This is a genomic window from Flavobacterium poyangense, assembly GCF_011751075.1.
Classification (GTDB): Bacteria; Bacteroidota; Bacteroidia; order Flavobacteriales; family Flavobacteriaceae; genus Flavobacterium; species Flavobacterium poyangense.
In genome coordinates this window covers 197,071-221,108 of sequence record NZ_JAALLN010000008.1, presented here as the reverse complement: position 1 = coordinate 221,108, position 24,038 = coordinate 197,071, and the positions used below count along the sequence as shown (strand labels likewise).

The 24,038-nt window shown below is 35.4% G+C and carries 21 protein-coding genes and 1 other RNA gene; 13 read left to right on the top strand and 9 right to left on the bottom strand.

Going from position 1 to position 24,038, the window contains the following annotated elements; translation table 11 throughout:
- Positions 1-23 precede the first annotated feature (23 nt).
- Together G3A47_RS14480 and G3A47_RS14475 are read left to right on the top strand one after the other, a co-directional pair.
- Positions 24-1,064 carry an NAD-dependent epimerase/dehydratase family protein gene (locus G3A47_RS14480; RefSeq protein ID WP_166923535.1) on the top strand — a complete coding sequence of 347 codons (1,041 nt, stop codon included), beginning with the start codon at positions 24-26 and terminating at the stop codon, positions 1,062-1,064.
- Between the two features lie 6 nt (positions 1,065-1,070).
- Positions 1,071-1,649 (top strand): NAD(P)H-dependent oxidoreductase, encoded by a 579-nt coding sequence (locus G3A47_RS14475; protein ID WP_166923533.1) that lies wholly within the window; start codon positions 1,071-1,073, stop codon positions 1,647-1,649.
- A gap of 138 nt (positions 1,650-1,787) precedes the next feature.
- Here the strand turns inward: G3A47_RS14475 and G3A47_RS14470 are convergent, their stop codons facing one another.
- Entirely contained in the window at positions 1,788-2,132 is a 345-nt protein-coding gene (locus G3A47_RS14470; protein ID WP_166923531.1) for a DNA polymerase III, read from the bottom strand.
- Positions 2,133-2,455: 323 nt separating this feature from the next.
- The gene (gene dnaX / locus G3A47_RS14465) at positions 2,456-3,541 is read right to left on the bottom strand and encodes a DNA polymerase III subunit gamma/tau (protein ID WP_166923529.1); all 1,086 of its coding nucleotides are present in this window, start codon (positions 3,539-3,541) and stop codon (positions 2,456-2,458) included.
- A gap of 627 nt (positions 3,542-4,168) precedes the next feature.
- On the opposite strand from dnaX, the gene G3A47_RS14460 reads away from it, so the two are divergent.
- The 3 genes from G3A47_RS14460 to G3A47_RS14450 are packed head-to-tail and all read left to right on the top strand — an operon-like array spanning position 4,169 to position 5,748.
- The gene (locus G3A47_RS14460) at positions 4,169-4,564 is read left to right on the top strand and encodes an NIPSNAP family protein (protein ID WP_166923527.1); all 396 of its coding nucleotides are present in this window, start codon (positions 4,169-4,171) and stop codon (positions 4,562-4,564) included.
- 10 nt (positions 4,565-4,574) lie between these two features.
- Positions 4,575-5,021, top strand: coding sequence for a GNAT family N-acetyltransferase (locus G3A47_RS14455; protein ID WP_166923525.1), 447 nt, complete (start codon positions 4,575-4,577; stop codon positions 5,019-5,021).
- 13 nt (positions 5,022-5,034) lie between these two features.
- A complete protein-coding gene (locus tag G3A47_RS14450; protein WP_166923523.1) occupies positions 5,035-5,748 on the top strand; it encodes an exonuclease/endonuclease/phosphatase family protein in 714 nt (237 codons plus the stop codon).
- A 312-nt stretch (positions 5,749-6,060) separates the two neighbouring features.
- Here the strand turns inward: G3A47_RS14450 and G3A47_RS14445 are convergent, their stop codons facing one another.
- A complete protein-coding gene (locus G3A47_RS14445) occupies positions 6,061-6,354 on the bottom strand; it encodes an SH3 domain-containing protein (RefSeq protein ID WP_166923521.1) in 294 nt (97 codons plus the stop codon).
- A gap of 124 nt (positions 6,355-6,478) precedes the next feature.
- Here G3A47_RS14445 and rnpB point away from each other — a divergent pair.
- From rnpB to G3A47_RS14425, 4 genes are all read left to right on the top strand, one after another.
- An RNA gene (gene rnpB / locus G3A47_RS14440) (RNase P RNA component class A) lies at positions 6,479-6,794 on the top strand.
- A gap of 31 nt (positions 6,795-6,825) precedes the next feature.
- On the top strand, positions 6,826-8,076 hold the full coding sequence (locus G3A47_RS14435; RefSeq protein ID WP_166923519.1) for a cation:dicarboxylate symporter family transporter: 1,251 nt from the start codon (positions 6,826-6,828) through the stop codon (positions 8,074-8,076).
- Positions 8,077-8,207: 131 nt separating this feature from the next.
- Positions 8,208-9,131, top strand: coding sequence for a ketopantoate reductase family protein (locus G3A47_RS14430; RefSeq protein ID WP_166923517.1), 924 nt, complete (start codon positions 8,208-8,210; stop codon positions 9,129-9,131).
- A 3-nt stretch (positions 9,132-9,134) separates the two neighbouring features.
- Positions 9,135-9,794 carry an outer membrane beta-barrel protein gene (locus tag G3A47_RS14425; RefSeq protein ID WP_166923515.1) on the top strand — a complete coding sequence of 220 codons (660 nt, stop codon included), beginning with the start codon at positions 9,135-9,137 and terminating at the stop codon, positions 9,792-9,794.
- Between the two features lie 380 nt (positions 9,795-10,174).
- Here G3A47_RS14425 and G3A47_RS14420 read toward each other — a convergent pair whose 3' ends face one another.
- The gene (locus G3A47_RS14420; protein WP_166923513.1) at positions 10,175-10,864 is read right to left on the bottom strand and encodes a response regulator transcription factor; all 690 of its coding nucleotides are present in this window, start codon (positions 10,862-10,864) and stop codon (positions 10,175-10,177) included.
- Positions 10,865-10,875: 11 nt separating this feature from the next.
- On the bottom strand, positions 10,876-12,234 hold the full coding sequence (locus G3A47_RS14415) for a sensor histidine kinase (protein ID WP_166923511.1): 1,359 nt from the start codon (positions 12,232-12,234) through the stop codon (positions 10,876-10,878).
- 136 nt (positions 12,235-12,370) lie between these two features.
- On the opposite strand from G3A47_RS14415, the gene G3A47_RS14410 reads away from it, so the two are divergent.
- On the top strand, positions 12,371-14,485 hold the full coding sequence (locus G3A47_RS14410; RefSeq protein ID WP_166923509.1) for an outer membrane beta-barrel family protein: 2,115 nt from the start codon (positions 12,371-12,373) through the stop codon (positions 14,483-14,485).
- 258 nt (positions 14,486-14,743) lie between these two features.
- On the opposite strand, the gene G3A47_RS14405 is transcribed toward G3A47_RS14410, so the two are convergent.
- Both G3A47_RS14405 and G3A47_RS14400 read right to left on the bottom strand, forming a co-directional pair.
- Entirely contained in the window at positions 14,744-15,349 is a 606-nt protein-coding gene (locus G3A47_RS14405; RefSeq protein WP_166923507.1) for an RsmD family RNA methyltransferase, read from the bottom strand.
- Positions 15,346-16,167, bottom strand: coding sequence for a DUF3822 family protein (locus G3A47_RS14400; RefSeq protein ID WP_166923505.1), 822 nt, complete (start codon positions 16,165-16,167; stop codon positions 15,346-15,348). The genes G3A47_RS14405 and G3A47_RS14400 overlap by 4 nt, the downstream gene beginning before the upstream one ends.
- Positions 16,168-16,420: 253 nt before the next feature.
- On the opposite strand from G3A47_RS14400, the gene G3A47_RS14395 reads away from it, so the two are divergent.
- Complete coding sequence (locus G3A47_RS14395; RefSeq protein ID WP_166923503.1) at positions 16,421-17,845, top strand: ATP-dependent DNA helicase; 1,425 nt, start codon at positions 16,421-16,423, stop codon at positions 17,843-17,845.
- A gap of 127 nt (positions 17,846-17,972) precedes the next feature.
- Positions 17,973-18,803, top strand: coding sequence for a 4,5-DOPA-extradiol-dioxygenase (ygiD, locus tag G3A47_RS14390; protein WP_166923501.1), 831 nt, complete (start codon positions 17,973-17,975; stop codon positions 18,801-18,803).
- 206 nt (positions 18,804-19,009) lie between these two features.
- On the opposite strand, the gene G3A47_RS14385 is transcribed toward ygiD, so the two are convergent.
- Complete coding sequence (locus tag G3A47_RS14385) at positions 19,010-20,362, bottom strand: outer membrane protein assembly factor BamB family protein (protein ID WP_243860467.1); 1,353 nt, start codon at positions 20,360-20,362, stop codon at positions 19,010-19,012.
- 173 nt (positions 20,363-20,535) lie between these two features.
- On the opposite strand from G3A47_RS14385, the gene kdsB reads away from it, so the two are divergent.
- Positions 20,536-21,270, top strand: a complete 735-nt coding sequence (gene kdsB, locus G3A47_RS14380) for a 3-deoxy-manno-octulosonate cytidylyltransferase (RefSeq protein WP_166923499.1) — start codon at positions 20,536-20,538, stop codon at positions 21,268-21,270.
- A 181-nt stretch (positions 21,271-21,451) separates the two neighbouring features.
- Here the strand turns inward: kdsB and G3A47_RS14375 are convergent, their stop codons facing one another.
- Positions 21,452-23,863: an alpha-ketoacid dehydrogenase subunit alpha/beta gene (locus G3A47_RS14375; protein ID WP_166923497.1), complete on the bottom strand. Its 2,412-nt coding sequence runs from the start codon at positions 23,861-23,863 to the stop codon at positions 21,452-21,454.
- Positions 23,864-24,038: the final 175 nt, after the last annotated feature.

Sequence of the window (24,038 nt, the reverse complement as noted above, 5' to 3'; positions counted from 1 at the left end):
TTTGTTGCAAACAATAAATACTGATGAATAAAAATATTTTAATAATTGGAGGAACAGGATTAATTGGTAAAACAATATTACGTATTCTTAAAAGTAGGAATCCAAACTATCACCTGTTTGTCGGAAGCCGCAAATCCGGCAATAACCCAAACGATATGGTTATTGATGTGACCAATTCAAAAACCTTTAAAGCTATACTGGATAATAAAATAGATCTGATTGTATTGTGTACAAAAGACAGTGGCAATGAAATTTTAAGGTTTGCAATAGAAAATCAACTCGACTATATTGATATTACAAAACCAACTCCGGACTTAACAGTCGCTTATGATTTAGCCAAAGAAAATAAAGAGTACATAAAGAGCCATATCGTTTTTAGTTCCGGTTGGATGGGGGGAATTGTTGGGAGTTTAGTTGGTTTTGTAGCCCCGGATAAACGCAATATTATAGAAGCGAATCTTTATATTTATTATTCCGTAAAAGACTTGGCCGGGAAAAGTTCTGCCGATTTTTTGGCTAAAAATGTATGTAAACCCTTTTTTGTTTATAAAGATAACAAACCTCAAAAAGTTAAACATTTTCTGGATTCCGAAAAATTTAATTTCTCATTCGGAATAGGAAAACGCCAAGTTTATAATCTGGATGTTCCGGAGTTGTTTATCTTTAATCAAATAGAAAAAATACCGACCGTTTCTTCTAAAATGACTTATAATTCTAAATTTATTACTAGGATAATGGGGTATCTTCAATCGTTTAGAATTTTTAACATTATGATTTTAAAAGAAAGACAGTGGTTGTTTGGGGCTAGTGGAAAAGGGGATCAGACTGTTTTTGAAATCAGTATTAAAACAAAAGACAAAACAAAAGATAAAACAAGAAAAGTTAGTTTGCAGAGTATGAGAGGACAAGCTGAATTAACCGCATTCTCTACCGTTTTACATATCGAAAAAATGTTGGAATTGACTTTAGATAGCGGAATTTATTTTAGTCACCAAATGCATCTACCACAGGAAATTTATGATGCATTGAATAATAATGATTCAATCAATATAAAAATAAGCTAATTGAAAATGAAAAACATTCTAATTATTAACGGCCACCCTAATGCAAAGAGTTTTAATTTTGCAATTGCCGATGCTTATAAAAAAGGGGCATTGGACTCCAAAGCTGCAGTAGAAACGATTACTATTGTCGATTTAAAGTTTAGTCCCAATCTGCAATTCGGATATCAGGAAAGAACCGAATTAGAGCCGGATTTGCTGGAATCCTGGGAAAAAATACAAAAAGCAGATCACTTGGTTTGGATTCATCCGGTATGGTGGGGTGGTTTACCGGCAATCACAAAAGGTTTTATCGACAGATTGTTTTTACCCGGTATGGCTTTTCAATACAGAGAAAATTCCGTTTGGTGGGATAAATTGCTTAAAGGGAAAACAGCACATATTATTACAACTTTAGATCAACCCGGTTGGTATTACCGCTTGTTTTATGGAAGACCAAGTGTCAATCAGTTAAAAAAAGCAACTCTCGAATTCTGCGGTATAAAACCGGTAAAAGTAAGTTACATCGGAATTGTTAAAACAGGCAACGGTCTTCAAAGAGCAAAATGGCTCGAACAAGTTTATAATTTCGGGCTTCGAAACAAATAAATTTAACACGAATTACACTGATTTACACTAATCGTTATCATTTTAAAATATAAATTTCACTAAGAATTACAAGAATTTTTATACGCAAAGATTAATAAAAAGAATTAGTGAAAATTAGTGTAATTTGTGTTTCTATACCTATGAATGTAAATCCAATCCAAATGTGGAACGTAAAAGTTCAATGTTTGGATTGATTTCTAGTAAACGATTGTAGCGGTCCTGATCGTTAAAACTACGTCTGGCTTCAACTTTTTCGTTTACGACAACTTCAATGGTAATATCGTGATTGTGTAGATGTCCTTTTAAATGTCCTAAAAGGCCATGAATCTGGCTTTCAAAATCTAATTTAGAACCCTCATTAGGTAATTCAAGCGTAATAACAGTTCCATTTAGAGTAGGGTCGTTAATGAGTAATAACGATTGCATAATTCTAAGACCTTTGTTGCCCAGACGTTCTGCATATTTGTTCCAGTGCAATAACATTTCGGTTTCGGTAAACTCTTCTGTTGGTAAAGTACCGGTAGGTCTTACATATGATTTACTGTTCGCTTCCAGTTCTTTCTTTTTGCGAATACTGGATAATGAAAAAGCAGAAATTTTTTGCTCAGTGTCAGTCTCCGTCTTCGGAGCTACAGCATTTGTATTTGCAGCAGTTTCTTGATTTTCAGTAGTCGAAGTGCCTTGTGTAACCCCGGAATTTGAATCTTGAATCTTAGAATTTGGAATTTCAACACTTGGAGTTTCACCTTTAGGAGATTGAACTTCAACAATAGAATAACCTCCATTTTTAAAGTAAACAGGTGGTATTATGAATTGCTCAGCTTTTTTTTTTCTCCATCAAAGTTGATAGAGGCCAGTTGCATTAAACATAATTCAACCAGTAAACGCTGATTTTGACTTAGTTTGTATTTTAAATCACAATCGTTTGCAATATCAATTCCTTTTAGTAAAAAGTCCTGAGAGCATTTTTGAGATTGCACACCGTACATTTGTTGCGCCTGCTCACCAACTTCAAGTAAAGCGATAGTAGCCGGAGTTTTACTTACCAGTAGATCTCTGAAATGTGAAGCCAGTCCTGCAATAAAATGATGTCCGTCAAAACCTTTTGCCAGAATATCATTGTAGGCCAGTAAAAGTTCAGGAATCTGATTCTCTAGCAGTAAATCGGTAATTGATATGTAAGTTTCGTAATCTAAGACGTTTAAGTTCTCTGTTACAGCCTGACGTGTTAAATTGGTTCCGCAAAAAGAAACCACACGGTCAAAAATAGATAAAGCATCACGCATCGCACCATCTGCTTTTTGAGCAATAATGTGCAAAGCATCATCTTCAAAACTGATTCCCTGGCTTGTCGCAACATCTGCCAAGTGCTCTTTTGCATCTTTGACAGTAATTCTTTTGAAATCAAAAATCTGACAACGCGATAAAATCGTTGGAATAATTTTGTGTTTTTCAGTAGTCGCTAAGATAAAAATAGCATGTTTTGGCGGTTCCTCTAATGTTTTCAGAAAAGCATTAAAAGCTGCTGAAGATAACATGTGAACCTCGTCAATAATATAAACTTTGTATTGACCGGTTTGTGGCGGGATTCGAACCTGATCAATCAAGTTACGAATATCGTCAACCGAGTTGTTTGAAGCCGCATCTAACTCAAAAACGTTAAATGCAAAATCTTCATTAGGATCATCATATCCGGGTTGATTGATTTTTCGGGCCAAAATACGCGCGCAGGTGGTTTTACCAACTCCACGTGGTCCTGTAAATAATAAAGCAGAAGCAAGGTGATTGCTTTCTATGGCATTCAGCAAGGTGTTGGTAATGGCTTTCTGCCCCACAACATCCTTAAATGTCTGCGGGCGATATTTACGTGCCGATACTACAAATTGTTCCATATTCCTTTATTATTCGATAGCAAATATAGGGTATAATTTAATGATTAAAAAATTTAAAAATCGAAAGATTTTAAGTGTTTGAACGACTGTAAGTTTTATGATTTGTCAGTAAGGAGATTAGATAAAATGAAATTTAGTTTTAAGCTGAATTCGATTTTTGAATACTAATAAGCTCAGAAAAAAAATCCTTTAAATCAGTGAAATCTGTGACTACTACTTTTTATTATGCCACAGATTAAATGGATTAAAAAGATTATTTCTAAGCTTATAAAATTCAATTCATGAAAATTATTGAAATTCTTTTAACTCGATTGTTAGGTAGTATTGTCAATAGATGAATAATCGGGTTGAGGTTATCAGGCATAAATTCAATTTCAAAAAAATAAAACTATAGTTTTTTTTCAATAGCCGTTGGTTTTAACCAACGGAATCGGAATCAAGAAAATCTCGGCTTTAGCCAAAATTTAAGCGATAGATTGAGTTAAAGTATAAGTAGATTTATCTCTAAATTGATTGGCTGGAAAGCAACGAAAATTCAAAATTAGATTCATTTTTGTAATGAAAAAAGGATTAATTTTATACACCAATTAATTAAACTTTCGCAAATTAAATTTTAATAAAAGTAAAATGAAACTACATTTTTTGATTTTAGTATTCCTTATTTCTTTTGGAATGAAAGCCCAAAAAGCAAATACTAGTCCAATTTACCAATTGCGTATCTACGAGATATTCGAAAAGAATAAAAAAGACTTTCATGATCGTTTCCGGGATCAGGCTATGGTGATCATGAAGAAATACAACTTTAAAATTAATTCTATTTGGGAATCAAAGTCAGAAAGTAAAACCGAGTTTGTTTATCTGCTGGAATGGCCCGATGAAGCCACTATGAAAGCAGCATGGGCGAATTTCAAAGCAGATAAAGAATGGATAGAAATTAAAAAACAAACCAGCGCAAAGTTCGGTGATCTACTCGGAAATATTGAAGACAGAACAATGATCAAAACAAGTTATTCCCCTAATTGATAGCCTAAAGATGCGGAACGATTCCTTAAAGATTATCGAATTCAGGAAAAGCAATTTAGATTCGCTACGACATCTCTTTCTAAAAGTGCGTCAGGATACTTTTGTGTGGGCTGATCCAACTACATTCGATTTGCCGGATTTTGATGATCAGACAGAAGGGGAATTTATCTTAACAGCCTTGTATGACGAAAAAGTAGTTGGGTTTATAGCGGTCTGGATGCAGGATAATTTTATTCACCATTTGTATATTGATAAGGCATTTCATAAATGTGGGATAGGCAAAGCACTTTTAAAAGCTGTACTGGAAAAAACAAAATTTCCTGTAACGTTAAAATGCCACGATAAAAATACAGAAGCAATTGAATTTTATAGGAAAGTTGGATTCATTGAGAAAGAGAGAAGTGAGAACGAAAATGGTGGCTATGTTTTATTTGAGTTGAAAGAGAAAATAGCATAAAAGTAAAGTTAAGATGAAAATCATAACCTGGAATTGCAATATGGCTTTCAGAAAAAAAGCAGCCTTTATTTTGGTTCACCAACCGGATATTCTGATAATTCCCGAATGTGAAAATATCGAAAGATTAAAATTTGCTGCAACTATTCCAAAGCCAACAGCTATGCTTTGGTATGGTGAAAATGTAAACAAAGGACTTGGTGTTTTTTCGTATAGCGATTACCGCTTCGAACTTATGGATTGTCATAATCCCGATTTCAAAAACGTGTTGCCCATTGCAGTTACCAAAGGAAAAGTTGATTTTGTTTTGTTCGCTATATGGGCAAATAATCCTCAGGATAAAGACGGACAATATGTAACTCAGGTTTGGAAAGCAATTAAGTATTACGAAAACCTGCTTTCTGAAACCAAAACTATTTTAATTGGAGATTTCAATAGCAACACGATCTGGGACAAGCCAAGAAGAGAAGCAAATCATTCGGCAGTGGTGAGTAAATTAGCAGAGAAAAACATTTTCAGTGTCTACCACAAATTTTTCAATCAGGAGCAGGGAAAAGAAATGCATCCAACATTGTTTTTATATCGACACGAAAATAAACCCTATCATCTGGATTACTGTTTCGCTTCAAATGATTTTATAAACGTTTTAGAAAGCGTTGAAGTCGGAAGCTACGAAGACTGGAAAATGCACAGTGACCACAAACCTTTGATTGTGAAGTTTGGGATATAAAGAAATTTGGTTTCTGGGTAATGACACACAGATCAAACTCTAGTTGTCAAGCTGAGCGAAGTCGAAGCCCCGTTTCAGTTCCATAAGCCTTCGACTTCGCTCAGGGTGACATTCGTGATTGCTATGAGGTAAGGTTCAAAAAAACTCTTTTCTGAAAATAATGCCTCCACTGTCAAGCTGAGCAAGATAAAGGGTTTAATCAAACCCCCACTGTCAGGCTGAGCGAAGTCGAAGCCCTCCATCACCAGTTAAAAAAAGACACACTTCGTCATCAGAAAAACTTCTGAAAAATATAAAATTGATTTTTTAAAATCACCTGCCTTTGATGCTTAAATCGATTAGTATCTTAGCGGTTTCGGAATCGGTATCTACCGAGAACCCGGATACATAAACGCCTTTTTTGCCTGAGTTTGATTTTATTCCGTAAACAACTGCCTCATCGCCTGGGTCTGATTCCCCTTCGTATCGATACACATGTACAATTTCAAATTTTTCAGGATTTTTTTTAATTGCGTCTGAGTTTAAATTAAAATCATAGGTAAATCCTTTTTCATTCAATTGATCTAAAGCTTTTGAAACAGTTGCGTAATGATACATTCTAATCATGATAATTGAATTTTAAAATTATGGATTTTAAAGATAACCAATTTAAAATTAAAATGTTGCGATTTTAAAGTGAAAATCTAAATTTTAAAAGCGGGATTCTTCGATTATAAATTGCTACTTTTGCCCCGCAGACCGCCTTATCGTCGCTCGCTTAGGTGAGGGGAGGAAAGTCCGGACACCACAGAGAAGCATAGCGGGTAACACCCGTCGGCCTTAGCAATAAGGCAAGGACAAGTGCAACAGAAAGTATGTACAGGTAATGCTGTAGTGAAACCAGGTAAACTCTATGCGGTGAAATACCAAGTATATCAGCATTTAAGGGCTTCTCGTCCGTTGTTGAAGGGTAGGTAGCTTGAGCTTATGAGTAATTGTAAGTCTAGATAAATGATAAGGCTCTGATGTATCAGAGACAGAATCCGGCTTATAGGTCTGCATTTTTTATATATTTGTGAAACTATCTAACCTAACTTCATGAATGTAACTACTTCAAATCTTCCAAATAAACCTAAAAAAAGTACTTTTTCTGTCATTGTAACCAATTTGACCTTTTGGGTTCTGATTGCGATTATTGCCGGTGTTTTACTGGGACATTTCTCGCCGCAAAACGGAATGAAAATGGAAATTGTCGGCAAAACGTTCGTAGATATCATTAAACTGTTTATTGGCCCCATCATATTTCTGACTATTGTTTTAGGGATCTCCGGAATGGGGAATCTTAAAAAAGTAGGCCGAATCGGAGTCAAAGCTTTAGGTTATTTCGAAGTAGTTTCAACCATTGCTTTAGCTATTGGCGTTGCAGTTGCTTATATTCTTAAACCGGGAAAAATTGACAAAACAGGATTGGCCTTGCAAGATGCAAGTCAGTATACCAATCATGCTGCGGACAATTTTTCGTGGCTGAATTTTTTCCTTTCCAATTTTACGCTTCAGGTTTTGGTTGCGGCGATTGTTTGTGGAATCGGATTGAATTTTTACCAAAAAAGAGAACAGACTATTTTGGTTTTGGAACGTTTCTCCAAAGTAGTTTTTACAGGATTAAAATATGTGATGTACCTCGCTCCGCTGGGCGCTTTTGGTGGAATGGCGTATACGATTGGTAAATTTGGATTGCAGACTTTGATTCCGCTTGGGAAGTTGATGTTATGCGTTTATATGACCATGTTTTTATTTGTTTTCCTGATTCTGGGTAGTATTTTGAAATATTATAAAATCAGTATTTTGTCGATTTTAAAGTATATCAAAGAAGAACTTTTATTAGTTCTCGGAACTTCATCTTCTGAGGCTGCCTTGCCAAGTATTATGGTTAAACTGGAACAAATGGGTTGCAGCAAATCAGTGGTGGGTTTGGTAATTCCGACGGGATATTCTTTTAATTTGGACGGCACTTCGATTTATTTATCAATGGCTGTGATATTTTTGGCGCAGTTGTACGATGTTCATTTGAGTTTCTTCGAAATTCTGAGTGTTATTGGCATACTGATGATTACTTCTAAAGGAGCGGCTGGCGTTACAGGAAGCGGTTTTATTGTTTTGGCATCAACGCTGACCGCGATTCATAAAATTCCCGTTGAAGGACTGGCCTTTTTGCTTGGAGTTGATAAATTTATGAGTGAGGCCAGAGCCATTACGAATTTGATAGGAAATACAGTAGCAACAATTGTGATTTCTAAAAGCGAACGTGATTTTACAGAATTGAATTTGGAACCGGTCTTGGAGGAGTAAAGAAGGATTGTGTATTTCGCGCTTCGTTGACCGAAAGGCAACTAACAAGTGGACTCCTTCGTCGAATGACAACTAACAGGTAGGCTCCTACGTCGAAATTGACAGGAAAAAGTAAAAAAAACAAAAAAACAATGAAAACAAGAATAGGAATTTTAGGATTAGGTGGTGTGGGCGGTTATTTCGGTGGACTTTTAGCAAAAGCCTATCAAGAATCAGAAGAAGTTGAAATTGTTTTTATTGCCCGTGGCGAAACACTTAAGGTAATAGCGGAATCTGGATTGAAAATTATTACGAAAGAATCGGAGACTGTTGTTTTTCCTAAAGTAGTTTCAAATGATCCCGAGGTTATCGGGAAACTCGATTATTTAATTTGTGCTACCAAAACCTATGACATTGAAGAAAGTCTGCTGGGCTTAAAAAAGTGTATTACAAAAAATACCGTTATTCTTCCATTATACAATGGTGTTGATGCTCCTGAGCGCATCAGGACTCTTTTTCCGGACAATGAGGTTCTGGATGGCTGTGTTTATATTTTTTCGATGATTACCTCGCCCGGAGTTATTCATAATGTAGGTGCTTTGCAAAGATTGTTTTTTGGTTCCGACAGTGCTTCGATTTCTAAAATGAAAGCTTTACAGACTATTTTTAAAAATGCGGGAGTAGACAGTCATTTAGTAGATAATATCGAAGATACCGTTTGGGAGAAGTTTGTGTTTATTTCGGTGCTGGCATCAGCAACTTGTTATTTGGATTACAATATCGGACAGATTCTGGAAGATAGGGAAGCGAGAAATATATATGTTTCTTTGATGAATGAAATAACAATGATAGCTGCCGTAAAAGGATTAAACCTTCCGGAAGATATTATTATGCAAACCATTTTAAAACTCGAAAAAACTCCGCCGGACACCACTTCCTCTATGCATCGTGATTTGTTGGCCGGAAGAAATATAGAATTGAATTCCTTGACCAAATTTGTAATAGAAGAAGGTTTGAAGTACGAAGTTGAGACGCCAACGTATCAATTGGTTTTTGACAAACTAAGTGGAGAATAAAAGATGATTAAAAAAGTATTTTACCTTTTATTGATTTTGTTCTGTATAAAATCAAATGCGCAATACGTTAGAGTTTATGCCGGTTTTGGACTTTATGCAGCATCGGATTTCAAAAGTAATAGTTTCGGAGAACTTGGTGGCGGTGTTGAAGTCAAAATGCATCGTTTTTTTAAACCCGAAGTCGGACTGAGTTATTTTTTTGGCAGCCTGGAAGATTATAATAGGTTGGATAATAATGGAACTATTTTGGATGTAAGCAGTAAAAAAGTTAATGCTGTAAATTATAATATTACACCAAAGATTGCATTGTACAGCACCGAAGTAAATGCAGGAGATGTATTCCTTCAGATATTACCAAGATATAATGTCTCTAAAATTGAGGCGGAACGATTATACACGGTTATCAATCAAAGTAATCCCGAAAAATCGGTTACAAAAAGGGAAACCCTTACACAATGGCAGCAGTCCATAGGAATCGGGGTAGGAATAGATATTGTGCTTTCGGATAAAAGTTATGATACGGTTGCTATAAATGCCTATTACAACGGAGTTAATCTGGGGAAACCACTAACCGATATAAATAACAGCAGTAGTAGATACAATACCAATACGGTTGGTATGGGAGTTAGTTATTATTTAGGGTTTGGGAAGAAGAAATTATAACAAACCTTTGGGCTGTAATTCGTAAAAATTATATTTAGCAATTGGTGGCGCAAAGTTTTTTACGCACGCAGATTTTGCAGATTTAGCTGATAATTTTGCTTTGCAGTTCTGTTAAAAAACAATCTTAAAAAAAATATACCGGAATTTAACCGCAAGGTTCACTAAGATAAAAAACAGCTGTCTGGATAAAGTTTTACCAGCTCTTATGTTTGCTGAGTATTTTCTCATGTAGATTTACTTCTTCAGTAGGCCATTATGCGATTGGAAGGCTATAGTGTCACAAAAGAAAAATATCAGCTAAATCAGCTAAATCTGCGTGAAAAACTTTGTGATAAGTGCAAAAAATCCTTGCGCTCTTTGCGGTTAAACAAAGCTGTAGGTTACAAGAATTCTATTTTAAACTCAATTCCAATATTTCGAATACTTTCAATGCTGATGGCAGCATCATCTTTAAAGTACTTTCGAATTTTACTGATATAAACATCCATACTTCTTCCTGAGAAAAAATCGTCATTGTTCCAAATCGCTTTCAGGATTTGTTCTCTTTTTAGTAATTGATTTTTATGGACGTAAAAATACTGAATCAAAGCAGCTTCTTTCTCCGTGAGTTGTTGCGTTTGATGGTTTATTTTTAAAGTCAGTCGTTTGGTGTTAAAGAGATACAGTCCGATTTGAATTTCTTCTGTGACAGTTGAAAGGCTCTTTTGCTGACTTCTTTTTAAGATGTTTTGCAAACGTAAAATCAGTTCTTCGGCCTCAAAAGGTTTTACGATATAGTCGTCTGCACCGAGTTTCAGTCCAATGATTTTGTCTTCTTTTAGTCTTTTGGCGGTTAGGAAAATAAAAGGAATTTCGGGGTTTATTTTGATGATTTTTTCCGCAAGTGAAAACCCGTCCAGTTTGGGCATCATCACATCAAAAACACAAATATCAAAACTTTGATTTTTAAAAAGGTCCAGCGCTATTGTGCCGTCTTCTGCCCAGATTACTTCATACTTATAAAGTTCTAAATATTGTTTCAGCACATGGGCAAAATCAAAATCATCTTCGGCTAAAAGTATTTTTTTCAATAGAAAAGGCTTTAAACTTTAAACATAATGGTAAATACAGAACCTTTCCCTAAATCACTAATCACGGCAATAGAGCCCTGATGCGCTTTTACAATCTGATCCACATAATACAAACCTAATCCCAGGCCTTTTACATTGTGTAAGTTGCCTTGTTCTACACGGTAGAATTTTTCAAAAAGTAATCCTAACTTGTTTTTTGAGATTCCGATTCCGTTATCTTCGATGCTGATTGAAAATTGGTTTTGATGATTTTTAGTTTTTATAGAGATCGTGCTGGAACCATATTTTACAGCATTTTCCAATACATTTAGAATAGCAGTGGTCAAATGAAATTGATCTAAAGCCAACATCGTTTTCTCTGTTCTGAAATCCGTTTCAATGGTGATTTTTGGATATCCAATTCTAAAATCTTCTATAATGGCAAACAGAAAATCTTCGGTGTTTATCTTTTCTTTTTGCAATTCGATTTCATTGTCGGCTAATGAATTGGCCAAAACCTGATCGATTAACGTTTGTAAACGATTGTTCTGACGTGAAATCGTATGCACAAGAGCGGTAAAGCTTTCATCGTTTTCACGAATGTTTTTCTGCTCTAATATTTTTGTGGAAATACCCAAAGTGGCCAAAGGCGTTTTGAGTTCGTGTGTAATATTATTGATGAAATCGGTTTTGACATCGCTTACCTTTTTTTGTTTGATTAAAGCTTTAATCGCAATAACAAAAAGGGTAATCAGGGTGAGAATAGAGAGCAAAGACAATAGTAAAACAATCGTCATTCTTTTAAAAATGATCATTTCCCAATCGATTACCGAGATATACATTGAGTCTTCGGTCAGTAATTTATACTCCTGATTTTTGTATGATCCGTTTGTTGTTCCGACATAGTTACGAACTAAAAAAGCATGGTTTAACGAAGCCAGATTGCCGTATAATTTGTTTTGGATAAAAGGCTTTTGAGCGAAGATAGTGTCCGCTTTTTTAGTGTTTTGATATACTACAAATTTGTTCAGTACAATAGCAAAATCAATTTTCAGATTGGGTAATTCCCTTTCGAATTTGCGTTGAATTTTCTGCGTTAAAGCATTTCGGTATTCATTTTCAAGGATTCCGTTTTTGATTTCAGCTTTGGTTCTTTTTCCTTGAATGTAATTTTGAATTAATCCTTTGTAATGCGCTTCTTTTTTACCAACTATAACCGAATCAATATCGCTGTAATTATTTGAAATATTGGCAATTTCATTTTTGATTTCGGTGTGAAACTGCGCTACTTTATAATCGTAAGTCGTTTTAACTAAATAGCATTGTACTGCTGATAAAACAAGCAAGGCGACAACCGAAAGTGTGATTAATAAATTGATTCTTTGTTTCATACCAAAAGGAATTCGAATCAAAAATAAAGCTTTTGTGTTACAATTTGAGCATTAACGTCGCATTAACCTCCAATTAACTTTCAGAACGTCGCATTCGAAGCATTTTTGTAGCTCTAAATCAAAATCTTTTAAACGAATGAAAACGTGCCTGTTTTTTAAAATTATTTTATTTGTATTGCTTTTTTGTCTTTCTGCGGTCGGTTATGCGCAAACGGAAACACCTAAGGACAGTATTTCTAATAAGTTGAACGAAGTCCTGATAAAGACGGATAAAAAAGCTTTCTCCAATCAAAACGGAAATATTAAAATTGATGTTGCCAACTCTGTCTACAATACGATTCCGGATCCGATTGATTTATTGTCAAAATTGCCGTCGGTTCAGATTAGTTCAGATCGTGAAAGTATTTCGATTGTCGGTAAAGGAAATCCATTGATTTATATCGACAATCAAAAGGTTGAAATGAATGATTTGAATGCGCTGGCTGTCGCTGATATTAAAACGATTGAAATTCTTCAGAATCCGTCATCTAAATATGAAGCGCAAGGTCGCGCCGTGATTCTCGTAACAAGAAAACTGAGCAAAAGAGACGGTTTTAGAACTGAAATTTCTGAAGTAGCTTCTTTTAAAAAGAACTATAACAATTATCTGGGGTTTAATTCCAGTTTTAAAAAGAATAATTTCGAATGGAAAGCCAATTTTAATTACAACCGTTTGAATCCCTGGGAAATGCATAGTATTGACTATCAGATTCCGCAGGCCTCAATTGTTTCCGATTATAATGTAATGGCTAATACAAAAAGGAATAAATATGTTTTTGGAGGAGGTTTATTTTATAAAATCAATGAAGACGATTATTTTTCGATTACAGTCAGTGGCAGATTGCAGAGTGATACTTTTGACATCAATACCTTTACTTATAATAAAAAAGAAAAGGATGAAAACACCATTTTTACTTTAAGTGATAATTCGAGTAAAAAGAACTTTGTAAACGCATTCGTAAATTATTCAAAAAAGATACGAGCTATAGATACACAACTGTTTGCAGGTTTTCAATATTCTAATTTTAATCAGCACTTATGGAGCTTAGTCGAAAATAATTTCAATGATACCCAGTTGGAGCTAGCACAAAACCGAAATCAGAAATTTAATGTTGATGTTTTTTCCGGACGGGTTGATTTGGAGAAAAAGTTTAAAAATGAAATGAATTTGGAATTTGGCGCCCTTTATTTAGCTGCAAATTCTAAATCGGATGCTGCTATTTTTAATTTTAAAAATAATACAAATACCAAAGTAGATTATGACTTCGAAGAAGCAAATCTGGCTGTTTATGCTCAGTTTTCGGGGAAGATTAGTAAGGTCGATTTTTCTGCCGGGATTAGGGCTGAGAATACAAAGGCAAACGGGAAATTTCAAACCGACCTTACTGAACCAATTGATAAAAATTATACGAATGTTTTTCCAAAAGCCCAGTTGACTTTCCCGGTTGACAGTACAAAAAGTATCAATGTAAATTATGCGAAAAGCATCATAAGACCTAACTATTCTTCTTTAAGTCAGATAACTACTTATATAAATCCTTATTTTTTGTACGGAAGTAGTATCAATCTGAGTCCGACATTTACTGATGAAATTTCTACCGTTTTCCAGTATCACGATAAATCGTTCAAATTGAGTTATTATCAAAATAAAAATCCTGTCTATTCAAGTTTCGTTTTTGATGAACAGACCGATATATTGACGATTACAGATATTAATTTTAACAAGGAAACAGGTTTTACGGTTGATTTTACTCTGCCCTTTACTTATAAATTATGGAGTACAACAAACTCTTTGGTCTTCATTAAAAACAAAGTCATGGATGATTCGGCTTTATACAATTCTTCAAAACCCTATTTGTATTACTATTCAAATCATACATTCAAACTTCCGAGAGCGTTTACTTTTGCACTCACTTTTTGGGGAGAAACGGAACGAAAAGAAGGTGTTTTTGAGCGAAATGCAAAATTTATTCTCGACATGTCGCTTACAAAAACGTTTGGTAAAAACTGGAACTGTACTTTGAGTTATAATGATGTTTTTAAAAATATGATTTATGCAGAGCGATTTACCATTAATAATATAAGTTCGAAAGCCCGTTATTTGGTAGATGCCAACGAAATTTCGATCGCACTTCGCTATACTTTCGGAAGGATTAAAGAGAGTGAATTTAAAGAGAAAAGCGTAAATGAGAGTGAGAGCAGGATTCGTTAGAGAGTAGTAGTCGCTCGTCAATTCCGACGAAGGGGAATTGTAGTCGTTTAGTTGTTCATTTGTCATTCCAGTAAAAGGCAGTTGTTGTGTCGTTTAGTCGTTCAGTTGTCATTCCGAGGCACGAGGAATCACACAAGAAACTCCGTTCCAATTGGGTACGATTCCTCATACCTCGGAATGACAAAGGAAGGGCCATTAAGCAAAAAATGGCTGCCTCAGAATGAAACAGCCACTTCGTATGCTTAAAAAAGAAACTAATTATCCCTCGTCTTCTTCTGTAATTTTGTTTGATGCATCATCTACAAGCTCTTCGTCGTCATCGGTAGAATTTAATTCGAAGAAACTGAAAAAAGAACCTCCGTAACTCTTCTGAAAAGAGAAATTGCTAAGATGTTCTAATTTGGTATATTTTGAATGTTCAATAATCATCATGCCATCGTCGTGAAGTAAATCCCTTTCGAAAACCGTTAAGACTATTTTTTCAAAAGTAGCCTGATCTAAACCGTAAGGCGGATCGGCAAAAATGATATCGTAAGAGGTTTTACAGTTTTCAAGGTATTTGAAAACATCACTTTTTGTTGCAGCAATATCAAAATCGTATTCTGATGCAACCTGCTTGATGAATTTTACGCAACCAAAATCTCCGTCAACAGAAGTAATTGGAGCACTTCCGCGGGAAGCGAACTCAAAACTTATGTTACCTGTTCCTGAAAACAAGTCCAGTACCTTCAAGCTGTCAAAACTAAAATGATTGTTCAGAACATTAAATAATGCTTCTTTACTCATGTCAGTTGTAGGTCTTACAGGAAGGTTTTTTGGTGGAAAAATGCGGCGTCCTTTGTATTTTCCTGATATGATTCTCATGATTGAAATAAAATATAATGTTTTTGATTCTGAGCTGTAGAAAAGCTGTTTTTCTCTTGTAAAGTGCTTACATCTAAAAAAGCAACGTTACGAATGTATTTATACGCAATGGCATAAAAAGGATCGTTTTTGGTTATGGTTCCCAATAATTCAAGCTGAAAACTTTCGGGATTCAAACTCAATTGTTCTGCTGTAAAAAGCAAATAGTATATAAAATCTTCCGGAGTCTGATACTCGAAAGAATTGAATAACAATAGTCTCTGGTTTTGTACTACAATCAGTTCGAAGTGATCCGGATTAAAATTAACGATCATTTTTTTGTCGTCGTTATTTCTGGAAGCTTCCAGTATTTTTTCAATCAGAATACTGTTCGAATGTTTGTAATCGAAAGAGCCAATTTCATCAATCAAAAAATTATTGATGTTTACATACGGGATATATATCGTATTCATCTCGTAGTTGGTGATCTGATCGTACGTAAAAAAATCAGTTTCAAAAACTTTGGTGTTGTATTGTAAATAACTCCCTAAATAATTTTCGTCAAACAAAGCCGTCGGTACAAAAGTAGAGAGATTATTGGTATGGATTACGACTATAGTATCGTAAGTATCTTTTAGTTCGGGATGTTTTTTAAAAGCATCACTATACAATTCTTCTATTTTAGAGCCTCTTTGTGTAGGCGTAAACTCGACTTCATTAAACGAAGTAATGGTATTATTAAGCGTATCAAAACAACAAAACGAAAATCCGTTCAGCGAAACCTGAATAGAAAGTTTTTTGTATTTTTTTGATGTTATATTAGTGTTTTGAAATGGCATAATTTGATTTACAATTTGTTACCAGTTGTAGTGTCAAGAAAGAATTTAATTAAAAGACAAACTTACAAATTAAAAAGCAACAATAATAATTGCAATTTCAAAAAACAACATTTTGTTAAAGTTACGTGTGTGTTATGTTTTAGCTAACTATCGGTTTTTGTTTTCTCTTTTTTGAAAACTTTATGAGCAAAACTGATTTTTGAAATTGGCATTGACGCTAAAAAAACCGTACTTTGTAGTTCAAATTTTTCCTATGAATTCAGCACAGTTTTACGGTGTTTTGCAAAAAAGATTTCCGTTTGCTCCAACTTATAAACAAGATATTTTTTTTCAGAAAATCGCAATTTTCCTAACAGAACCGGACAACAACACTATTTTTGTCTTAAAAGGATATGCCGGAACGGGAAAGACAACTGTGATCTCAACCATTGTAAACAACTTGGGAGATATCAATAAAAAGTATGTTTTGCTGGCTCCAACCGGACGTGCAGCAAAAGTTATCGCCAATTACTCTCATACGCCTGCCTTTACGATTCATAAAAAAATATATTTCCCTAAAAAGTCTTCGGGTGGCGGAGTGGCTTTTACCAAACAAGTCAACAAACATAAAAACACCATTTTTATAGTCGACGAGGCCTCGATGATATCCGACAGTAATTCGGATTCTAAATTGTATGATAACGGATCACTATTGGATGATTTAATATCTTATGTTTATTCCGGAACCAATTGCAAAATGATTCTTTTGGGAGATACAGCTCAGCTACCTCCTGTAAATTTAGATATTAGTCCGGCGCTTGACATACATACTTTGGGTGTGCACTACGATAAAGAAATTGAACATATCGAACTCGATGAGGTAATGCGTCAGGAAGAAAGTTCAGGGATTTTGTACAACGCTACGGAATTGCGGGAACTGCTGAAAGAATCGTTTTTGACAGAATTTAAATTCAACGTAAAAAAGTTCAAAGACATTGTCAGACTTACGGACGGTTACGATATTCAGGATGCTATAAATACGGCCTACAGTAATTATAGTATTGAAGATACTGCCTTTATAGTACGTTCCAATAAAAGGGCAAATCAATACAATGAACAGATCAGAACCAGGATTTTGTTTAAAGAAAGTGAACTTTCGGTTGGTGATTTCCTAATGGTGGTGAAGAACAATTATTTCTGGCTAAAAGAAACCGATGAAGCCGGATTTATTGCCAATGGTGATATTATTGAAGTTTTGGAACTTTTCGGAATCAGAGAATTATACGGATTTACTTTTGCGAAAGTAAAAATCAGAATGGTCGATTATCCGGATCAGAAGCCTTTTGAAACCGTTTTGATTTTAGATACTATAAAAAGCGAATCTCCTTCCTTAACCTATGAAGACTCCAATCGTTTGTACGAAGAAGTGATGAAGGATTACGAGGAAGAAACTACAAAGTACAAGAAGTTCCAAAAGGTAAAAGACAATGAGTATTTTAATGGTTTACAAGTAAAATTCTCGTACGCAATTACCTGTCATAAATCACAAGGAGGGCAGTGGGACACGGTTTTTATAGAACAACCGTATTTGCCAAACGGAATTGATCGCGATTATATTCGATGGTTGTATACCGCTATGACACGTGCAAAAAATAAGCTATATTTGATAGGGTTCAAAGACGAGAGTTTCGAGGAATAATCTTCTGTCGCAAATGACAAAAATAAGCACAAGTTTTTTTAGGATAGTTAATTCGTGCAATTCGTGCAATTGCTTCGCCTGTTCGCTATCGCTCGGGTTGTGGCAAAACTAAATTTACAAGAGGATCATGACAACACTAAACGATTTACATTCGATTTTATCGACATTTTCGAATACCGATAAAATGCCGGTTTTGTTCTTAGGACACGGCAGCCCAATGAATGCCATTGAAGAAAATCAGTTTGTTACGGGTTTTCGAAATCTGGCCAAAACATTACCGCAACCCAATGCTATTTTGTGTATTTCGGCGCATTGGTTCACCAATGGAACCAAAGTAACTTCAATGCAAATGCCCCGAACTATTCATGATTTTGGAGGTTTCCCACAAGCTCTTTTTGAGGTACAATATCCCGCAAAAGGAAGTCCCGAACTGGCTTACGAAACCAAGAAATTAATAGAACCGGTTCCGGTAGACCTGGACGAACACTGGGGGCTGGATCACGGTGCCTGGAGTGTGATCAAACATTTGTATCCGGAAGCAAATGTTCCCGTCGTGCAATTGAGCATTGATTATACCAAATCGGGACAATATCATTTCGAACTGGCTCAGAAGTTACAGGCATTGCGTCATAAAGGTGTTTTAATCATCGGCAGCGGGAATATCGTGCACAATTTGCGTTTGGTTGATTTCAGGAATTTTGATAAAGACAATTATGGTTACGATTGGGCGATCGAAGCCCGTGAAACGATCAATACTCATTTATTAGATGGTGACTTTCAACCTTTAATTGATTTCGAAAAGAGGAGCAAAGCGGTTCAATTAGCGATTCCAACTCCGGAACATTATTTGCCTTTGCTCTATACTTTAGGATTAAAACAAGAATCAGAAGAACTGAGTTTGTTTAATGATAAATTACTAGCCGGTTCTCTGAGTATGACTTCTTTAAAAATTATGTAGTTTAACTGATTTGATATAATTCGTAAAAACGGTGTTTACAGTTAATCTGGGAGAAATTTTTTCACGCAGATTTTGCAGATTCAGCTGATTTATTCGAATTGTTGCGAAAAACAAAAAAAATCAGCCTAATCTGCTAAATCTGCGTGAACAAAAAAACTTTGCGTCTTTGCGACTTTGCGAGAAATTTTTAGAAAATAGAAACTTAGCTATTTACTTTTCTGCAAATGATACGCATACAAATACCCGTCAGCACTTCCGAAATAAACGCTATTATTGCTAATAAACGGTGATGAAACAATAGGACCAAGTTTGTAAAATTCATCCATAATCTTTTTGTTTTCGCTGTAAAGAGACAAATCAAAATCTTTGGCGACATACAAAGCGTCTAGTTTGTTATTATTTAAAATTTTAGCAGCATTTTCTTTTCGATTCTCGGTACTTATAGAATTAAATTCTTTCCCGGAAGAAAGTAAATTAAGCGCAAAGAAATTTCCTGTAAAATCTCCAAAATAAGCAGTGTTACCGGCTATTGCAGGGGTGTCGTACACATATCCTTTGGTCTCAAAACGCAGTAATTCTTTTCCTGTTTTTGCATCCAGGCCCAGTAAAGCATAAGTATCTGAGGTACCTACATAAAGAATATCGTTTTTAATAACGATTGTACTTAAAATCCATGAATTTTCGGCATCGTATTTCCATTGCAGTTTTCCGGTTTCGGCATCTACAGCAAAAATGTAAGGCTCTCTGGCGCTAAGATAAACTGTGCCATTTGCAACGGCAACCGAAGACTGGATGCCTTTGAAACCTTGTTTTTTTCCGGTTTCGAATTTCCATTTTAGTTTTCCGGTATCACAATTTAGGGCATACAAATCAGCATCCCAACTCCCAATGTATAATGTGTTTTTGTCGATAATTGGCGTGCTATGGACGGCAGCATTGGTTTTGAATTTCCAGCTTAATTGTCCTTTTTTGGCATCAACAGCATACACATTTCCGTCACTGCTTCCGAATACAACCAAAGTCGATTTATTGTTTTTGTACACAGCCGGTGAAGACAAATAAAAGGACCATAAATCATCCATAACCACATCCAGCGGCTTCATGCCCCACATTCCGGTTTCCTGATAAAAGTGTTCGCCACCCGTTTTAAATTTCCAAAGTTCTTTTCCGGTCGTTAGGTTTACGGCATAATAATGACCGTCAAAACTTCCGAAGTATATCGTATTCTCTAAAATACTTGGCGAACTGTGAACAGCTCCATTTGTTTTAAATTTCCATTTCAGGTTTCCGGATTTTTCGTCTATGGCGTAAAAATACCCATCTTCACTACCAACATATAAAATTCCGTTTTTGGTGATGGGAGAGGAGAAAATCTTCCCTTCCGTTTTGAATTTCCATTTAAGATCGCCTATAGGTCGATAGCCTTCTCCTTTAAACACCCGATTTGTAAAAGAATTTAGGATAGATGAATTTGTTTTTTGCGAAAAAACAGTAGTTGTAATTAAAAAGAAAGAAAATAAAAGAATACGGAAAGTTGCTGTCATAATTTTTTTTTGCATAAAAATAATTTTTTTTTGCACATGAAAGAATGTTTTGTAAAATATTTAATCCTAGTTATTTAAGGAAAATGTTATGATTTTTTGAGAAATATGTTTTCGATATATTCTTAAAACCTGATGTTGAATAGGTATATTTGTTTTTTAGAATTTCAACACCATTAATACCGTCAAAAATGAAAATAATAGCAGTTATTCCGGCACGTTATGCTTCTACACGATTTCCAGCCAAACTCATGCAGGATTTGGGAGGCAAAACCGTTATTTTAAGAACCTATGAAGCCGCAGTCGCAACTAAATTATTTGAAGACGTTTTTGTAGTAACCGATTCGGATTTAATATTTGATGAAATTGTTTCTAATGGTGGGAAAGCCATTATGAGCATCAAAGAACACGAATCAGGAAGTGATCGAATTGCCGAGGCTGTAGCGAATCTGGATGTGGATATTGTAGTGAATGTGCAGGGTGACGAACCTTTCACTGAAGCGGGACCTTTAGAACAGGTTTTAAATGCTTTTAAGAACGATCCCGATCGTAAAGTTGATTTGGCTTCGTTAATGCGCGAAATTACCGATGAAGAAGAAATCAACAATCCGAATAACGTAAAAGTAGTGGTAGATCAATCACAGTTTGCTTTGTATTTTTCTCGTTCTGTGATTCCGTATCCAAGAGACAAAGATGTTGGGGTGCGTTATTTTCAACATATCGGAATTTATGCTTTTAGAAAACAAGCTTTACTGGATTTTTATAGCCTGCCGATGAAGTCTTTAGAAGCTTCAGAGAAATTAGAGCAGCTTCGCTATCTGGAATTTGGTAAGCGCATTAAAATGGTTGAAACGACGCATGTGGGTATCGGTATTGATACAGCGGAGGATTTAGAAAAAGCCAGGGCTATTTTGAGAGATATATAGGGCTGAAGTTGTGAGATGTGAGTTGTGAGATGTGGGTTGTGGGTTGTGAGATTTGAAAACTGACGCTTTAAACTTGAAACCTGAAACTTGAAACTTGAAACTTCAAACCTAAAACAAATAGAAAATCCCCTAAAAAGATAACTTCTTCTTCAGGGGATTTTTTTATTTAAGCCTTAGTTCTTTAGTATAAACTAGGATATTTAGTAGGATTCACTTCGTTCATCATGGTGTAAACCTTTTCAAAGATATCTTCGGCAGAAGGTTTAGAGAAATAATCCCCATCTGTTCCGTAAGCAGGTCTGTGTGCTTTTGAAGCTAAAGTTTGTGGTTTACTGTCCAAATATTTGTAAGCATCCTGTTCTTCAAGAATTTGTTGTAAGATAAATGCTGAAGCGCCACCCGGAACGTCTTCGTCAATTACTAAAAGACGATTTGTTTTAGCGATACTTTTTACGATATCTTTATTAACATCAAACGGAAGTAAAGACTGGATATCGATTACTTCGCAATCAATTCCTAATTCTAATAATTCGTTTGCTGCTTGTTCTACCAATCTTAAAGTAGACCCGTAAGAAACTAAAGTAATATCAGCACCTTCTTTTAGTGTTTCAATAACTCCGATTGGTGTTTTGAATTCTCCAAAATTAAGTGGTGTTTTTTCTTTTAAACGGTATCCGTTCAAACATTCGATTACTAAAGCAGGTTCGTCACATTCTAAAAGAGTATTGTAGAAACCGGCAGCCTGTGTCATGTTTCTTGGAACCAGAACGTGAATTCCACGAACTGCATTGATAATCATTCCCATTGGAGAACCGGAGTGCCATATACCTTCCAGACGATGTCCGCGGGTTCTGATGATTAAGGGAGCTTTCTGTTTCCCAACAGTTCTGTATTGTAAGGTTGCTAAATCATCACTCATGATCTGAATAGCGTACAATAAATAATCTAAATATTGAATTTCAGCAATCGGACGCAGACCTCTTAAAGCCATTCCAATTCCCTGACCAATAATAGTGGCTTCTCTGATTCCGACATCGGCAACACGCAGTTCACCGTATTTTTCCTGCATTCCTTCTAAACCTTGGTTTACATCACCAATGTTTCCAACATCCTCTCCGAAGATTAAGGTTTCCGGATATTTACTGAATATGGCGTCGAAGTTATCGCGAAGAATCATTCGGCCATCTAAATCAGCTTTGGCATTATCGTCATATTCAGGAAGTACTTTCTGTACAGAAAATACATTTTGAGCAGAATCCGAATGTAAATTACTGCTGAATTTCTCTTGTGTGGTTTCGATGTAATTGCTGATCCATTCAGACAATAAAACTTTACTGTTTGGAACTTCAATAAAACGCAATATTTTTCTGGCGATTACCAGCATTTCCTTTTTCAAAGGCGATTTTATAGCGCTTAATTCAGAGATGTATTTCTGAATTTTATCTTTATGATTGATGCTGGCACTTGAAATTTGTTCCAATAAAACCAAAAGATTCTTTTGATCTTCAATAATTGGATTGATAAAAGAGTTCCAAGCCTCTTTTTTAGCTTCAAGAACTTCTTTTTTAAGTTCAAAATCAATTTCGCCTAATTCTTCAGGAGAAGCAATATTAATTGCAATCATCCATAAACGCATTTGGCGGATACAATCGAAATCTCTTTCCCAAGCCAGTCTTTCGGCGTTTTTGTAACGTTCGTGTGATCCTGAAGTAGAATGTCCCTGAGGTTGTGTTAATTCATTTACGTGAATTAAAACCGGAACATGCTCCTCGCGTGCAATTGCTGCTGCTCTTTCGTAAGTAGAAACCAATTCGGCATAATCCCAGCCTTTTACTCTGAAAATTTCATATCCTTTTGAATCTTCATCACGTTGGTATCCTTTTAAGATCTCAGAGATGTTTTCTTTGGTGGTCTGATGTCTTGCGTGAACCGAAATCCCGTATTCATCATCCCAAACGCTCATCACCATCGGAACTTGTAGAACTCCGGCAGCGTTTATAGTTTCAAAAAATAAGCCTTCAGATGTACTCGCGTTTCCAATTGTTCCCCAGGCTACTTCATTTCCATCTACAGAGAATTTTTCTTTGATAGTGATGCCATCAACATTTCTGTAAATTTTTGAAGCTTGAGCCAAACCAAGTAATCTTGGCATTTGGCCTGCTGTAGGAGATATATCTGAACTTGAATTTTTTTGTTTTGTTAAATCTTTCCAAGAGCCATCTTCGTTTAAACTGTGTGTTACAAAGTGACCGCCCATTTGCCTGCCCGCAGACATTGGATCAAAATCTAAATCGGTATGACCGTATAAACCGGCAAAAAATTGTTTTGGAGTTAATTCTCCAATTGCCATCATAAAGGTTTGATCGCGATAATAGCCGGAACGGAAATCTCCGTTTTTAAAAGCCTTGGCCATAGCAAGCTGTGGAACCTCTTTTCCGTCACCAAATATTCCGAATTTGGCCTTTCCTGTCAATACTTCTTTACGCCCTAAAAGACTACATTCGCGGCTGGTTACGGCAATTTTGTAGTCGTTTAACACCTCAGTTTTGAAATCTTCGAAAGTCAACGTAGAATTGTTTTTTTCTTTAATCATAATCTGGAATGGGTCATGTTAGGCGACAAAATTACTTAAAAAGTATCAATAATCATAATTCATTAAAGTAAATATAATTTAATTATTTATAATTAAATTGCTAAAACACTAGGGTTTGTTTGTTGAATGTTTAATGATTTTGTGGTTTAAATGGTAATAATTTATGTTTTTGTTT

Excerpts from the sequence above, each read along its gene's own strand:
- G3A47_RS14445 (WP_166923521.1), bottom strand. The coding sequence starts at position 6,354 with ATGATTAGAATGTATCATTACGCAACTGTTTCAAAAGCTTTAGATCAA.
- G3A47_RS14375 (WP_166923497.1), bottom strand. The coding sequence starts at position 23,863 with ATGATTAAAGAAAAAAACAATTCTACGTTGACTTTCGAAGATTTCAAA.
- G3A47_RS14475 (WP_166923533.1), top strand. The coding sequence starts at position 1,071 with ATGAAAAACATTCTAATTATTAACGGCCACCCTAATGCAAAGAGTTTT.
- G3A47_RS14430 (WP_166923517.1), top strand. The coding sequence starts at position 8,208 with ATGAAAACAAGAATAGGAATTTTAGGATTAGGTGGTGTGGGCGGTTAT.
- ygiD (WP_166923501.1), top strand. The coding sequence starts at position 17,973 with ATGACAACACTAAACGATTTACATTCGATTTTATCGACATTTTCGAAT.
- G3A47_RS14385 (WP_243860467.1), bottom strand. The coding sequence starts at position 20,362 with ATGCAAAAAAAAATTATGACAGCAACTTTCCGTATTCTTTTATTTTCT.
- G3A47_RS14480 (WP_166923535.1), top strand. The coding sequence starts at position 24 with ATGAATAAAAATATTTTAATAATTGGAGGAACAGGATTAATTGGTAAA.
- G3A47_RS14425 (WP_166923515.1), top strand. The coding sequence starts at position 9,135 with ATGATTAAAAAAGTATTTTACCTTTTATTGATTTTGTTCTGTATAAAA.
- kdsB (WP_166923499.1), top strand. The coding sequence starts at position 20,536 with ATGAAAATAATAGCAGTTATTCCGGCACGTTATGCTTCTACACGATTT.
- G3A47_RS14415 (WP_166923511.1), bottom strand. The coding sequence starts at position 12,234 with ATGAAACAAAGAATCAATTTATTAATCACACTTTCGGTTGTCGCCTTG.
- G3A47_RS14470 (WP_166923531.1), bottom strand. The coding sequence starts at position 2,132 with ATGTTATTGCACTGGAACAAATATGCAGAACGTCTGGGCAACAAAGGT.
- dnaX (WP_166923529.1), bottom strand. The coding sequence starts at position 3,541 with ATGGAACAATTTGTAGTATCGGCACGTAAATATCGCCCGCAGACATTT.
- G3A47_RS14455 (WP_166923525.1), top strand. The coding sequence starts at position 4,575 with ATGCGGAACGATTCCTTAAAGATTATCGAATTCAGGAAAAGCAATTTA.
- G3A47_RS14450 (WP_166923523.1), top strand. The coding sequence starts at position 5,035 with ATGAAAATCATAACCTGGAATTGCAATATGGCTTTCAGAAAAAAAGCA.
- G3A47_RS14460 (WP_166923527.1), top strand. The coding sequence starts at position 4,169 with ATGAAACTACATTTTTTGATTTTAGTATTCCTTATTTCTTTTGGAATG.
- G3A47_RS14435 (WP_166923519.1), top strand. The coding sequence starts at position 6,826 with ATGAATGTAACTACTTCAAATCTTCCAAATAAACCTAAAAAAAGTACT.
- G3A47_RS14410 (WP_166923509.1), top strand. The coding sequence starts at position 12,371 with ATGAAAACGTGCCTGTTTTTTAAAATTATTTTATTTGTATTGCTTTTT.
- G3A47_RS14400 (WP_166923505.1), bottom strand. The coding sequence starts at position 16,167 with ATGCCATTTCAAAACACTAATATAACATCAAAAAAATACAAAAAACTT.
- G3A47_RS14395 (WP_166923503.1), top strand. The coding sequence starts at position 16,421 with ATGAATTCAGCACAGTTTTACGGTGTTTTGCAAAAAAGATTTCCGTTT.
- G3A47_RS14405 (WP_166923507.1), bottom strand. The coding sequence starts at position 15,349 with ATGAGAATCATATCAGGAAAATACAAAGGACGCCGCATTTTTCCACCA.